The sequence below is a fragment of the Aquiflexum sp. genome, assembly GCF_041749095.1.
Taxonomy (GTDB): domain Bacteria; phylum Bacteroidota; class Bacteroidia; order Cytophagales; family Cyclobacteriaceae; genus Aquiflexum.
Map to the genome: position 1 here is coordinate 1 of NZ_JBGTCA010000195.1, position 14,589 is coordinate 14,589.

Annotated in this window: 12 protein-coding genes; 1 reads left to right on the forward strand and 11 read right to left on the reverse strand. The window is 41.1% G+C overall.

Annotated features, from left to right (window positions below; translation table 11 throughout):
* From ACEW8O_RS09450 to ACEW8O_RS09460, 3 genes are all read right to left on the reverse strand, one after another.
* Nucleotides 1–542, reverse strand: a 542-nt coding sequence (locus ACEW8O_RS09450; RefSeq protein WP_373494382.1) for a carboxypeptidase-like regulatory domain-containing protein, incomplete at its 3' end; no start/stop codon positions are given.
* 126 nt (nucleotides 543–668) lie between these two features.
* Nucleotides 669–1,637, reverse strand: a complete 969-nt coding sequence (locus ACEW8O_RS09455; protein WP_373494383.1) for a FecR family protein — start codon at nucleotides 1,635–1,637, stop codon at nucleotides 669–671.
* Between the two features lie 563 nt (nucleotides 1,638–2,200).
* Complete coding sequence (locus ACEW8O_RS09460) at nucleotides 2,201–2,770, reverse strand: RNA polymerase sigma-70 factor (protein ID WP_373494384.1); 570 nt, start codon at nucleotides 2,768–2,770, stop codon at nucleotides 2,201–2,203.
* 74 nt (nucleotides 2,771–2,844) lie between these two features.
* Here ACEW8O_RS09460 and rpiA point away from each other — a divergent pair, with 74 nt between their 5' ends.
* A complete protein-coding gene (gene rpiA / locus ACEW8O_RS09465; protein ID WP_373494385.1) occupies nucleotides 2,845–3,519 on the forward strand; it encodes a ribose-5-phosphate isomerase RpiA in 675 nt (224 codons plus the stop codon).
* A gap of 165 nt (nucleotides 3,520–3,684) precedes the next feature.
* On the opposite strand, the gene ACEW8O_RS09470 is transcribed toward rpiA, so the two are convergent.
* From ACEW8O_RS09470 to ACEW8O_RS09505, 8 genes are all read right to left on the reverse strand, one after another.
* Nucleotides 3,685–4,068, reverse strand: a complete 384-nt coding sequence (locus ACEW8O_RS09470) for a hypothetical protein (RefSeq protein ID WP_373494386.1) — start codon at nucleotides 4,066–4,068, stop codon at nucleotides 3,685–3,687.
* A complete protein-coding gene (locus tag ACEW8O_RS09475; RefSeq protein WP_373494387.1) occupies nucleotides 4,031–4,537 on the reverse strand; it encodes an FAD-dependent oxidoreductase in 507 nt (168 codons plus the stop codon). The genes ACEW8O_RS09470 and ACEW8O_RS09475 overlap by 38 nt, the downstream gene beginning before the upstream one ends.
* A 585-nt stretch (nucleotides 4,538–5,122) precedes the next feature.
* Complete coding sequence (locus ACEW8O_RS09480) at nucleotides 5,123–6,562, reverse strand: right-handed parallel beta-helix repeat-containing protein (protein ID WP_373494388.1); 1,440 nt, start codon at nucleotides 6,560–6,562, stop codon at nucleotides 5,123–5,125.
* Between the two features lie 199 nt (nucleotides 6,563–6,761).
* Entirely contained in the window at nucleotides 6,762–8,132 is a 1,371-nt protein-coding gene (locus tag ACEW8O_RS09485; RefSeq protein WP_373494389.1) for an endo-1,4-beta-xylanase, read from the reverse strand.
* A gap of 98 nt (nucleotides 8,133–8,230) precedes the next feature.
* Nucleotides 8,231–9,511 carry a polysaccharide pyruvyl transferase family protein gene (locus ACEW8O_RS09490; protein ID WP_373494390.1) on the reverse strand — a complete coding sequence of 427 codons (1,281 nt, stop codon included), beginning with the start codon at nucleotides 9,509–9,511 and terminating at the stop codon, nucleotides 8,231–8,233.
* Between the two features lie 19 nt (nucleotides 9,512–9,530).
* Nucleotides 9,531–9,665 (reverse strand): hypothetical protein, encoded by a 135-nt coding sequence (locus ACEW8O_RS09495; RefSeq protein ID WP_373494391.1) that lies wholly within the window; start codon nucleotides 9,663–9,665, stop codon nucleotides 9,531–9,533.
* Between the two features lie 61 nt (nucleotides 9,666–9,726).
* On the reverse strand, nucleotides 9,727–11,415 hold the full coding sequence (locus tag ACEW8O_RS09500; RefSeq protein WP_373494392.1) for a RagB/SusD family nutrient uptake outer membrane protein: 1,689 nt from the start codon (nucleotides 11,413–11,415) through the stop codon (nucleotides 9,727–9,729).
* A 12-nt stretch (nucleotides 11,416–11,427) separates the two neighbouring features.
* A partial coding sequence (locus ACEW8O_RS09505; protein WP_373494393.1) for a SusC/RagA family TonB-linked outer membrane protein occupies nucleotides 11,428–14,589 on the reverse strand: 3,162 nt, incomplete at its 5' end.

Below are 14,589 nucleotides of genomic sequence, written 5' to 3' on the forward strand. Positions count from 1 at the left end.
GGTACCGTTATGGTGTAATTCCCATCCATATCCGTTACAGTCCCTGTAGTAGTCCCTGCCACAGTGACTGAGGCTCCCGGTAAAGGTTCTCCGTTTTCATCGGTTACTTTTCCGGAAACCTGGACATCATATTGGGCGGAAATGACATCCTCCTCAAATTCAATCACCTCATCAATTTTCAATCGGGAATTGATATGGGTAACATAAATGTTGTTGTTTACCCTTTTGAAATCAAAATCCACCTGCTCGGTAAGCTTTTGAAGAATTGTTTTGAGATCTGCAGTATTGCTGATGGAAATCCTTGATTTGTCTTTGGCCACCTGTTGGTTGTAAGCAAAGACAAAATCAGTCTGTTTTTCCAATGCTGCCAACACCTCAACCAGTTTTTGGTTGCTTACATTTAAGGTCACCTGATAATCCTCCATGCTCTGAGAGGAAGAAGGCTCCGCCACCACTACCTGAATGACAAGAAGCTGCAACAGGAAATACTTGAAGGTCTGTTTGGAAATGAGCACAAGTTGTCTGAGTAAATTATTATTCATAATTTTGAATGTTTATTGTTATGATTAAACTAGTGGGTTTCAAACCCATGAACCGGTCCGGGACTGTTACAGCAGTTCCGGATTCTTTTTTAATGATGATCGCTTATTCCATAGGCATATCAAGGTTTAGTTTTTACATCCTTTAAAATTGAATTCAAGCGTTTTCTTATCCAGCCATTGGTATTCAAAATCCACCAGGTTTTGCAGACCATATAGAATGCTGAAAAGGTTGTTGTTTGGGTAAGTTGCCCTGATCAGACAGGACTTCCCATCATATCCGTTGAGGTTGACCTCAATATTGTACACCCTGGCTATCCGGTCCAGGACTTCATCTAATGGATTCATTTCAAATGTAATGGTCTTGTTTCTCCAACTCAGGTAATAGTCCAAATCAGCTTCCTCCACTTGGAGTTTTTTGGAGTCCAAAACAAAAGTGGCCTTCTGATTTGGCAGCAATACCACGTTTTGGGACAGGTTCGCCATATCCGATACTTCCACCTTGCCTGTTCTGACTGCCACTACCACATCTTTATCCGAGGATGCATTTAAATTAAAAGATGTGCCCAAGACCTTTGTGATTACGCCATTTGAAATTACAGAGAAGGGCCTGTCCTGATCCGGCACGACTTCAAAAAATGCCTCACCATCCAATTCCACTGTTCTGCTTTCGGCTGTGAATTTTTCAGGAAACCGTATTTCGGAAAGAGAATTTAGATAAACCTGGGTCCCATCTGTCAATGTAACCATTGCTTTTTGGCGTTCATTGGTCGTGCGGCTAAGCAGCTTTACAGATTCCGGTTTTTGGAAAGTGTAGAATATCAATAGGGTAAAGCTGATTAACAATGCCACCGCAGCAGCAATCCTGCCCATATAGCGGAAATCAACTTGCCTGGCTATGGGCTTCTTATGGATGCGGCTGTCAATATTTGCCTTGATCCTGTTTTGGATACTTTTTAATTCAGATGCATCGATTTCATGTTCCCGACCTTCTGCCTGCAACCGGTCATAGAAACTAAAAATAAGCTGATCCTCATGGGGAGTAGTGTTACCCTGGGCCTGTTTTTCCACCAATTCCAAAAACTTTTCTCTATTCATTATTGCTGTCTTTAATGGATAGTCACATAAGGTGGGGGGACTACTTAGTGGGATGGGGAAAAAATTTGAGATTTTTTGACCGATGACCGATGACCGATGTTAGACGGGAGACGGAAGACGGAAGACGGGATGAAGGATAAAGGATGAAGGATGAGGGATGAGGGGTTACGTCATTGCGAGGAGCACTAGAGAAACTTTGATATTTATACGACCCTTAGTGCGACGTGGCAATCTCTTGAGGGAGAAAGGATGAAGGATGAAGGATGAGGGGTTACGTCATTGCGAGTCCCCAATATTTTGTAAATGTTCAGAATAGGAAATGACATCAAGACGGGCTGCAGACCTCTCCTGAAGTCGAGGTGACAAGGCAAAGTCCTGTAATAGATTCGAATGCTATTTATAGTTCTAAACCATCAATTTAAAAATCTGTCATTAGTAGGCAAGAAGGATCTCCAAAGGTCCTTTTTATGTTCATATTTATCATTTTCGGATCCTCATGAGACCCTTCCTACGTCAGGGTGACGGGCCGCTCCGATTACGTCATTGCGAGCCTGCCTGCCGATTTAGAACCAAATGGCCAATCCCAACCACATATAAACTTCCCCGATATTCTTTTTGATGACGCTCAAAGCTTTATAAAGATGGGCTTCTACGGTGCGGACGGAAATGTTCATCTGATGGGCTATTTCCTTATTGGAAAGATGCTCTTCCCTACTTAGGATATAAATCTGCCGGCATTTTTCCGGTAATTGTTCTACTGAATTATTGATGGCCTCAACTGTTTCTTCCAGCTCCAGCAAGTTGTCCGGCGCCAATTCGGTATGCAAAAGAGGCAATACCTGATCTATCTGTGAAGTTTGCTTCAGGTTTCTGATGGCATTGGAGATCTGGTATTTGACTGCCCTGAAAAGGTAAGGTTCCAACAATTGTATTTCCCGTTTTTCGGCATTTTCCCAAAGTTTGATAAAAACCTCCTGAACCACATCTTCGCAAATAGCCTTGTCCTCAAAAATTTTATAGGCATACAAAAAAAGTCTCTTCCAATACATTTCATATATCAGATCAAAAGCCTTCTTATCTTTTTTCAGAAGGCCTTTTAATAGAAATTCATCAGTTATTTTGGGTTTGGACATATATGATGTTTGCCCAATTTATTGATTTTTTAATAACATTAAAATAAATTGAGAGGCTATTATCGAAAAGTCACATGGATAAAAAACAAATTGCCGGTGAAGCGGCAGTTGGATACATAGAAGATGGGATGACCATCGGTTTGGGTTCCGGGTCAACAGTATATTGGACCATTAAACGTCTAGGCGTATTAGTATCAGAGGGATTGCGGGTTTCAGGTATACCCACATCTTTGAAAACTGAAAAACTGGCAAAGGCGTGTGGGATACCACTTGTCAGTTTCAAAGATGTGAGAAATATTGACATCACCATAGATGGTGCTGATGAAGTGGATCCAAACTTAAATCTTATCAAAGGTGGTGGAGGGTCATTACTCCGTGAAAAAATTGTAGCATTCGCAAGTAAGTCACTGATTATTGTTGTTGATGAGGAAAAATTGGTAAACAGGTTGGGTAATTTTCCCTTACCTGTAGAGGTTACTCCATTTGGCATTGAAAATACCCTTCAAAAAATAACCGGGCTTGGTTGTGAAGCAAAACTCAGGATGAAGGACAATCAACTATTTTTAACAGACAATAATAATTTCATCGCAGATTGTAAATTCAAAAATATAGAATTTCCAAGTAAGCTGTCTATAGAATTAAATCAGATCCCCGGAGTTATAGAAAATGGGCTGTTTTATGATATTGTAAACAAAGTCATTATTGGTTCTGAAAATAGTTCTGTAAGAACATTGGAAGGCTCGGGATAAGTAAGGCTGTATTAATATACTTCCAAATTTTTGTTTCTAAACCGTCAATACTTGTGGTGTTTTTGTTTCGCCAATTTTTGATTTGTGATGAACTCCTGTAATTCTGGTTTAATAAAATCTACTTTCTTTAACCATATACTAAATGTAGATAATAGCCCCGGAAAATCATTCTTTCACAAATTCAAATTTCACAGCATCAGCAATCACATATTTATTCTCATCACCGTGAATGGTTAAAGCTTGTTGAAACCCTTTTTCGAAAGAAAAAGTCCCCAATTCAACCCACTTACCTCCATTGGTTTTTTGGTTTATGGTCAGATTTTCATCGCCTTTTGAATGGTGGACTGTTAGACGGACATTGGACTCATACTCCTTAGAAGATGGGTACCAGGTATATACCTTATAACTACCGGATTTAAAAAAGTAGGGTTGATAGATAAATTCCCCGCTTTTTCCTTTGGGATTGGATCGGAAATTCATCTCGTACCGACCGGTATGGACAGTTTCCTGTTCATTCCAATCTCCTGTAAAAAAAGTGTATCCTTTCATGTACAGAACCGGTCACTTGGGAATTATCAGAAAGTGTTATTTTTGATATGCTGTTATTGTTCTTCTCAACAGCAATAACCCTTTTTCCATAAATCATTTCAACCCCTGATTCATCCAGCCAATCTTTTAGTATTTTTTCACCGACATGGGGTTCCGGTCCTCTCCAATAAAAGACATGTGTCTTGTAGTGATCGGCAATCTTTTGGTAGAATTCTGTTGTCAAGCCTCCGATAACTGTCCTGTCTCCATAGTCAGTATGGGAAAGTCCCCCTGTGACCATCCCGCCAATATTTCTGCCGGGTTCGATCAACAAAACCGAAACACCTTCCCGGGCAGCCGCAACAGCGGCTGTGACCCCGCTGGCAGTTGCTCTGTAAATGATGATGTCTCTTTGGATAGTGGACTGACCAAAGGCAGTATTACAAAGGAGAATTAATATAACTATTGCGTTCGATGATTTTGACATCATGGATTTTAATGGTTTTTGCATGATACACTTTTCTGAATTAGTAGCCTGGGTTTTGTACCAAGGCTTGAAAGATATAAGAATTCAAAAAAGGAAACCTCTTAATTTAAAGAACAATTGGATCAAAGGCAATGTGGACCTTTTTATTTTCTAAATGTTCATCTTTCATTAAAAAGAAATGTTTGATTCAATTATAAAAATTGAAGATAAGGTCGTGGATCAAATTAATGAATTGTTCCTTAGATAGGTTTGAAAGCAGGTTGGACAGATTACTGAAGGACTGAATCAGATAGCACCTGACCTGGATTCATTAGCCAATTCCCCGGAAAAACTTTTCACCATATAGGAAAGTAAGGGAAATGTTTTGATAAAAATACCTGAGGTTTTACGAGAGTTTGATGAGCTGATTGAATTAGGACAAATGGTACCAGTGATCCTGCATAAAGAACTTTTGAGAAACTACCGAGGAAAAAAAGAATACAAAAGAAACAAGGATAAGTAACCTACTTATCCCTGTGTGAAGTATTAATGAAGACACTAAAGTGAAAAATCACAAGGTTAGTCCTTCATTTTTTCTAACCCAATCATTTAATGTTCAAAAGCTCCCAAATCCCAAGCACTTTCCCCTCTGGTTTTGCCATTGTAATCCGTGTTGAAAAGTAAGGTTCCATCTGGCAACTTCATCGGAACTCCTTTGCCAATGGCAGGAGAATCCGCCTTCAATGTATAATCCTTTGAACCTATATTGGTAAATAAGGGATCGGCCTGGATATCTGATGCTGTCAGATTTGCCTGACTGAAGTTGTTAACTCCACCCGCCCATCCTGGTTTGAAGTCAAAATAGAGGTTGTTATGGATGACGTGGGGAGCGGCAATATTATGAAAGATGGAAAATCTGTAGTTGTCGGTTTTGTTGTAGAATACATTGTTGACAATCTGAAGATTGGTATTCAGTTCATTTTGGCTGAAGTTCGCTATATCACCTGCAAAACCAACTTGACCATTGTTGAAAAGGGTATTGTTGACAATATAAATATTGCTAAACCTACCATTCATGATGTTTTGGAACAAAACACCTGATCTGGTATTGTTGACCAAGATATTGTTATAGAGATAAATATCCCTGATATGACCTCCCAATTCCCCTGCAACTGATAATCCTCCTCCACAATTGATGACCCTGTTACTGAAAACCCTGATATTGTATTCTTCATGACTGCCGGCGTCAAGGTATATTCCAACTCTCTCAATATCGTGGACATAATTGTGGGAAATTTCTCCGTCGAAACAACCGCCTTTGGCATCGATTCCTTCACCCCCTTCTCCTGTGAGCGGAACATCCCAAATTTCATTATGGCTGATTTTGAAGTTATCCGTCCTGCCGACTGTGATGCACTCTTGGGTACCATTTCCTTGAGCATCTCTTTCCTGTGCCTGGCAAGCCCTCCTGATATTGTTGTTGGTGATTTCAATAAAGGAGGTTACCCTGGCATAAATACCTGAAGCCCTGGTATTGTCTGTGAATAAGCTGTCAAACTTGATATTATTGGTCTCATCAGCACTGAACCCATACCAGAATCCGTTTTTTGCTTTTAAGCCTCTGACTTCAATATGCTCCGCCGAGGTAATTTTAAACAAACTTTCCCACTGGTTTCCTTCATTTTTGCCATCCAATATCACAGTCTGACCCGGCATATTTCTGATCAAAGTAGGCTTCGCAGCGGTTCCGCTTGCAGTTCCGGTAACTGCTACCTTTTCGTGATAAGTGCCGCCAGCAATAAAGAGGGTATCCCCTGCGGAGATGTTGTCTACTGCTTTTTGGATCGTTTTCCAAGGAGTAAGGGGGTTGTTGGCCTCAGTCTTTGAGCGGCTGTCATCCCCACTTAATGCAACATAAATCCGTGTTGATGAAATCGACGGACCTTCTTCTTGATCAGGAGGAACATTTTCCGGCTCTGTAACTTCGCTACAGGAAAAAATCAAGCAGACAAATAGGTATATAAAGATATTTTGATTTTCTAATTTCATTTTCTTTCTGGTTAAAAGATTGATGATTTGATTTAATAAGGATCCGCACTGATGTCAGAATCTGACAGAAGTCGGAAGTCCGAAGTCCGTAGGTGGCTCGGTTTTCAAACCATCTGTTACATTGGTTTAATGTTTATTTTAGAAAAAAGCGATTGCACAAATGGAATTAATTAAAATTTATTAACGTCTCTATTTGGGGTTAAATTTCAGGATTTAGCCCTTCATAGATTAATTCGAATTGATTCACTTCGCCTTCTTTAAGGTGGATTTCCTTAGTGCTTTTACTTCCTTTGGAATCAGTAAGGATCACTTGATATTTGCCGAAAAACCCTTTGAATTCTACCTGGCCTTTTGGATCAGTTACCAATTGAAGGTTCTTTGTCATCCAGTCCTCTTTGATCAATTTTTTCAACCTGTTGTAGACCGGCTTGGGATTGAAGTCACTGTCGATCAATCCACCATTTTTCAGCCAGATAAAACGATCTGACAGTCCCCACCAGTGGATCGAAGCCATGGATGGATGGCCAAAGGCAAGGGTATAAAACTGTTCTGCAAATTCAGCTTGGGCTTCTTCTGTCCATATTCCTTCCCTCCAGCCACCCGTGATGGCTTTCCCTGAAGATTGAGGCGTGAATTCGGTGATGTGAAGGGGCAAACCAAGTTCTTGGAACATGTCGAAAGTGGCCACTACTTCCACAGGGGAAAACCACATTTCTCTGGGTTCATGTCCCTGAATACCGATGCCTGTAACCAGAACGCCCCTATGGAGCAATTCTTTGATGAGGTTATAATACTTCTCCCTTATTTCGACTTTGGCGATTGTATAAAACTCATTGATCACAAAATCCCCACTAGGATCGGCATCATATGCCCAGCGAAAGGAATTTCCCACCCAAGGGATGGTTTCATCAAGGGTAATCCCGTCCACCTTGTAGCGGGACCCTTCATCAATTTTATTCTGGCCACCAACCGTATCCAACAGCGCCAATTCCCAAGGAATGGTGGTCACAGGTTCATTGACCACATCCCATGAACTGATCTGATCTTTGAATCCACCAACAAGGTTTTGGATCCTGGATTTATATAATTGTGTGGCATCCTCAGGGCTATATTGGTAAAGCCATCCAGGGGTTCCGGCATCATGGGTCCATCCAAGGGTATGTCCTTTTGGGTAAATCCCATTCTCAACGCACCAATCTAATTTCTGCTGGAGCTTTTGCCACTCCGGCTTTCCTTGTTTAGGTTCATAAGGAGCCCATTTTACCGTCAGTTCAGTGAAATTGAAAAGTCCTTTGAACATATCCGTGAACTTCTCTCTCTCCGATTCGGTCAAACCAGAACGGAATACTTCCTCGCTCAAATTTCCAAAAAGGAAATCCTGGCTGATTTGATTGATCTCGATTTTAATATTGCTTACCGGTTCACCTTGTAAATTGGTTACCGTAATATGGCCAGGTCCTTTTCTATATTTTTCAATATTTGACCTGGCTTCCATCAAGAGCTTTTCTTCAATTCCTCTTTTGTCCACTTCCTGCGCAAAGCACAGAATGGCTGATGAAAAAGATATCAAGAATATAGCTGTTGTGCGAAGAGGATTTAATCTACATTTCTCTCCACTAATCCTTTTCTTATTCGCTACTGACTTTAATCCATACAAAATCCCAAACATTACAATAACTCGTTAACACTTCCAACCCTTTGTTTGTAGATATCACTGACCTGATCCATATTTTTCTTTAGGTAACCTTGAGCAGTGGGGAAGTCAGTCCAAATATTCCGAAGCCTGTTGGTAATCTGACTGCCGTCAGTTTGCTCAATCTCAAAGATCCAATCATCAAAACCCAAGTCATAATACATGTTTCCTTTAATGGTATCCTCCGGTTGCCTTAGGTAGAAAAACGGGGTCTCATTTACAGCAGCAATAATCGGAGAATGACACTCAAAACTCAAAACTGCCAATGCTTTCCGGTAAACAGAAGCCGCCTCATCTGGAAACCAATAGCCTCTTTTCAATACAAATGGCTTGACATCTTCAGGCAAGGGATCGATCAGCAGTTCATCCATGATATCCACTTGATAGGTCATTTCGGGGCATACCAAGATCTTGTTGCCTGTTTCTTTGACATATGCGATCATGGCTTCCCTTAATTTTGCATGGTCTTCCTCTTTTTTCGCAGCATTGACAGTTTCAACCTCCTTGATTTTGGCTTCAGACCAACCGTTGTTGTTGGGATTGAATTGGTGATATGGTGTATATCGAAGCCTCGGAATGACACATATGAATTTCCTGTCCTCCAGTCCTAAGTCTTTCAGAAACTGATCACCTTTTTCATCATTTCTGATATCCATAAAAAAAGTGGCATCGGGAGCGAATTGGATATGTTCGCCCTCGATCCCAACTTTTCTGAGATGTTCTATGGAAATGGTTTCCCGGGTATAAATAAAGCTTGCCTTTTTTAGAATACTCTGATGGTATTCACTTGGACTCTGAAGGGTCGTCCCAAAAACCCCAAAAGGTTTGTCGGTATGCTTTATCCAAAATGCCAGGTTATCTGCAGCAACCAAGAGGGGACCTGATCCATGGACCATCACATCTGCCTTTTCCAATGCCTCTATGATTTCGGGATTGTCTACATTTTTTTCCTTATCGACACTCCCATAAATGATCTCCACATTCGGAAAATTCTTTTTGAGGAGTTTCCCTACTTCTTCCCCTTTGCTCCTTTTCCAAAGAATGATTTTGGTTTCGGGCATAAATGTTTGAAATACATTCAATAAACCAGGAGTATGTGCGATATCACCGATATTTACATCCTGCCAGCCCGACACCAATAGAATGGTCTTGCTCTTTACAGGATTACTGTTGGCGCAGCTTGAAAATAAAATATCTGAAATCAATAAGGAAGCGGAAATAGCCCCCATTTTAGCAAATGCTTCTCTTCTTTTCATGTGATTATAATTTGGTTTTTTAAGGCCACATAGCCTGTCCCGTCCGCCTCGGCGGATCGGGAGAATCTAGCAAAGTTACCCCGAAAGCTATCGGGGCATTCCATTGTGTGTCGTTCTCTACATGCCTGTCTGCCCTAGACAGGCTCGATTTCATATTAAAATTGTTGCATAAACATTGTGAATACCCATTGACTTTTTCTCTACGCAGGTACTAATCAACCTCCAGGATATCCTGGATTTTGTTCCAGCCTTGCTTCAGAGTTTGCATCAATTACACTTTGGGGTATAGGCCACAGGTTGTTATGAGGTTGGATCGTTGTCGCAGAATTTGGATTGAATCTGATCACACGGTCATATAAAAGCCCCATTCGGATCAATACCCTCATTCTTGGTTCTTCCACAATCAGTTCCCTGGCCCTTTCATCCAAAATAAAATCAATATTGACTTCACCTGCCTGGACCGGTCTTGCATTGGACCTGGCCCTCACCACGTTCAGATCATTGGCGGCATTTGTAAGGTCATTCTTTCTAAAATAAGCTTCGGCTCTAAGGAGGTATGTTTCTGCCAACCTCATTTTGATAAAATCATTGGCCGTCTGGCCAGCCACTGGGTCATCGGCAAATGGCCTTCCATCTATTTTTGAAATCCATGGATAATAGATCCTTAAAGTGTCCAATACCTGGTTTGTCAACTCTCCGTTTTCCCTTGCTACCACCAATCTACCCTGGGCATCACGACCAGTTTTAACCTTCTTCCCAAAATATTCAGGATCCGCCGGATTGTTGTAAAAGAAATCCCTCCTGACATTTTCACGGGAATTTCTCCCATCATTTGGATCGAATCTCCAGATGTCATATTTCCAATAGTTCAACAGCGAATTGACACCGATGCCTCTGTTAAGTGTATCTGCTGCAAATAAATTGTTAAAACCATTAGGAGTCCTGATTCTTTCTTGTTCAGGTCCCCAGTATCTTGGACTGTTATTACCCCCTGCCAATGTGCCGCCTCCAATGGTAAACGCCTCAAACTGTAAGGCCCATATTACTTCAAGATTACCGGATGATCTGTTTTGTTGGTTATACCGGAATAAATCCCCATAAGCATCACCTTTCTTGGATAAATCCCCAAATCTTTGGGTCATTAATTGGTAATTGCCTGCCTCACCATTGATCACTTTACTTGCTGCTTCAATTGATTTATCGTAAAATGTCTGATTTCCGGTTGTTATCCCAAGGGACAAATAAACCTCTGTCAACAAATGTAATGCGGCTGCCCGGTATATACGTCCATCTGAAGTGTTGGCTACTGCTGGCAGCAATTGGGCTGCGAGTTCTAAATCTTCTACTATAAATTCAAGGACTTCAGTTTTTGAAGCACGGACAAAATCAAATTTTGGAGCTGTCAATCTCTCAGCAACAATGGGGACTCCACCGTACAGGTGGACCAGAACACTATAGGCATATCCCCTGAAAAACAGTGCCTGTCCTTTTATATTGGCCCTTGCTTGTTCAGACATGGAAATCTGTGGATTGTCAATATCCGCAAGGACAAGATTTGCCTGACGAATAACCCTTTGATACCCCCAGTTCCAAAAGGTTTCTGCCAATCCAAACTGTGGATTAAGCAATGTATAATCCTTGAAACCTCTGGAATCCGGCCTGCCCCATTGGACAATATCAGTCCCCAAATTCATATAATCAAAGTTGATCCCACCTATGGCATGTTCATGCCTCGCATCTACATAAATAGCAACTACTGCTGCTTCGAAGCCGGCCTCATTCACCAATAGATTTTCAGGGCTGAACCTGTCCAGGGGCACCTCATCCAAAAAGGATTCATTACATGATCCTGAGACAAAAGCAATTACCAGAATCAGACAATTTATTTTTATATATTTTAGCATGATTTCTCGATTTTAAAATTGAATATTAAGTCCAACTGTGTAAGATTTAAGAAGAGGACCGTTAGCGCCAGGACTTCTTCCACCCGAACCAAATTCCGGATCCCATCCTTGCCAGTTTGTCCATGTGATTAAATTTTTCCCGCTCACATACATCTCCAACCTGTTGACCTTAACCCTGTCCAACAATGATTTTGGAAAGTTGTAGCTCAATGATACATCCTGAAGCCTTACAAAACTTCTGCTTTGATAAAAGTTATACCCCAGAGGATTTCTATAATTGACCGCAGCATGTGTATTAATGGGGTTTTCAGGTGTCCAATATGGGACATCCAGGATATTAGCAAGGTCATAGAAATTAGTACCTGGGTTAATGGTAGGTATCGGGCTGAACCCACCTTGTCTTGAATTGAACATGACCATCAAACTAAATGCTTTATAAGAAAAAACATTTGTGATTCCCATTAGGTAATTTGGCTGATCAGAATGAAGTACCCTTCTGTCATCAGGTGTGATAACACCATCCCCATCCAAATCCTGAAAACGGATATGGCCTGGCTGCGAACCTTGTATCAGAGAAAAGTCCTCATCGCCTTCCTGGAAAATCCCGTCAAAAACAAAGTCGAAATTAGCCCCCAAAGGATGCCCAATAAACCATCTACTTGCAATATCATCATCTTCGATTCCATCACCGTCCACATCTCTCCCGGTCAATCTAAGTATTTTGTTTCTGTTCAAGGTAAAAGCAACATTGGTACTCCATGTAAAGTCACCTTTCTGAATATTGATGGTATTCAGGGAAATTTCAAGTCCCCTGTTTTCTGTTTCCCCAATGTTTCTCAAAAACGTTTGGAAGCCTGTAGTATTGGGTATGGTTTGGTTCAACAACAAATCCGTTGTATTACTGTGGTAAACTTCCACAGATCCAGCAATTCTGTTATCCAAAACACCAAAATCAATTCCAAAATTTGTGCTAGTAGTAGTTTCCCATCCAAGGTTAGGATTGGCCATGCTAGTGGTGAATAAGCCGACTGAAGGAGCTGCACCGTCGCCAAAAACATAATTTGTTCTTGACATATTACTTAAGGAAGAATATCGATTCACTCCCCTGTTTCCGTTTTTACCCCAAGAAGCCCTTAATTTGAGATTGTTCAAAAAGGTTGCATTTGATAAAAATGCCTCTTCAATGATGTTCCAACTTAATCCAACTGCAGGAAAAACGCCGAATTTATTACCCGCTCCAAAAGCAGAATAACCATCCCGTCTCAAACTAAAATCTGCCATATATTTTCCTTTGTATCGGTAACCCGCCCTACCCATAGTGGACAGTTGTTGGCTCTCTCCAGCAAAAGAATTGATATTATAATTTTCACCTATCTCCAAGGAATTCCAACCCAAAGCATCATTAAAAATATTATTGCTGCTCAGCCTAGATCCTTGATCCTGTAGAAGATACACGCCGTAAAGAAAAGTCAGATTCAGTTCGTGATCCGTGTTGAATACTTGATTGTATTTGACGATGTTTTCTACGGTAAGATTCTGAGCTTCATAATGGTTTTTATTGCCACTGCCCAAACTGAAAAACTGCTCCCTTTGAAATCCCGGCTGGTAGAAAAAGTTATCATCTGTTCTTTGGGTATAACCCACATTAAAACGATAAGACAAACCTTTGATTGGTAACAGAACATCTGCATAAGAATTCACAAAAAGCGTCTTTGCTTTTACAAAATTGTCCCAAAGCAGATTTCCGCTAAGTGGATTCGGCACCAAACCTATTCCCATCGGTTGTGGACGCGGTGCACCGTCTTCATAGAAGAGATTTGCAAATGGGCTTAAGTAGGTGGTAAATTCCAAATTTGCCCTGATTCCTGAATTATCCCTTGAACTGTAACCGCTATTGAGTCCGATATTCAGCCAATCGTTAACTGCCACATCGATATTTGCCCTTCCTGCAATCCTTGAAAAATTATCACCTTTAACAGGTGATTTTACATCAGAAAAGGATCCGGATAAGTAATAGGTAATGCGATCCGATCTTCCTGATATGCTCAATTCATTGTTGGACATCGGTGCCCTACGGCTAATTTCTTCAAAAGGATTGAGGGAAATCCCGGCATCAATATTAGCCTGTTCAATAGCTTGAAAGGGCAAGGTTCCTCCATCTGCCCTTTCCGCATCCTGTCTGACCTTGAGGTACTGGTCTGCATCCAGGTATTTTGGAATATGGGCATAATCAGAAAGTCCATAATATGAGTTTAATGAAACCCTGGGAGCGCCTGCCTTTCCTTTTTTAGTGGTAATTTCAATGACTCCATTAGCCGCCAAAGAACCATATACAGCTGTAGAACTTGCATCCTTTAGAATATCGATTGATTCTATATCACCGGGATTGATATCAGCCAATCTACCACCTGCATAGATCACACCATCAAGTACGATCAACGGATCATTACTTGCTGAGATAGAGTTTCTTCCCCTTATGATGATAGAAGCATCAGAACCAGGACGGCCATTATCAGTGACAGTGACCCCAGCTATTGTTCCTCTCATGCTTTGGACTACATTTAGATTGGGCTGAAGTCGTTGTTGCTCGAGATTTACCCTTGAAATTGCACCTGTCAAATCTTTTTTCTTGGCTGTTCCATAACCAATAACCACAACTTCATCCAAAGAAGACATATCCAGGGCCATAACCACATTGATCACAGATCTGTTATCCAAAGATATCCTTTGGGTCTCGTAACCGATAAAGGAAAAAACAATGACTGCGTTTTCAGGAACTGTAAGTGAATAGTTCCCGTCTAGGTCAGTTACAGTCCCGGTGGTGGTTCCTGCCAAAGTGACCGTTGCACCGGGGAGGCTTTCTCCTGTTTCATCGGTTACTTTCCCACTGACGGTCACTTCCTGAGATTCCTGAATACTCACATTACCCGATTGTGTGGACCTGTGCTGAGACTTGACATGGATGTTTTCATTGACCTGCTTGAAACTCAAGCTGGTTTGTCTGGCAAGGGCCATCAGCATTTCGTAAAGGCTTTCACCTTTACTATTGATGTCCACTAAAGGCAGATCTTTGATCTCTCGCTTGGAAAATACAAAATTAAAATCTGTTTGTCTTTCCAATTCTGCGAAAACCCTTTCTATCTTTACTTTATCCAGGGCAAGATTTACTTTGAC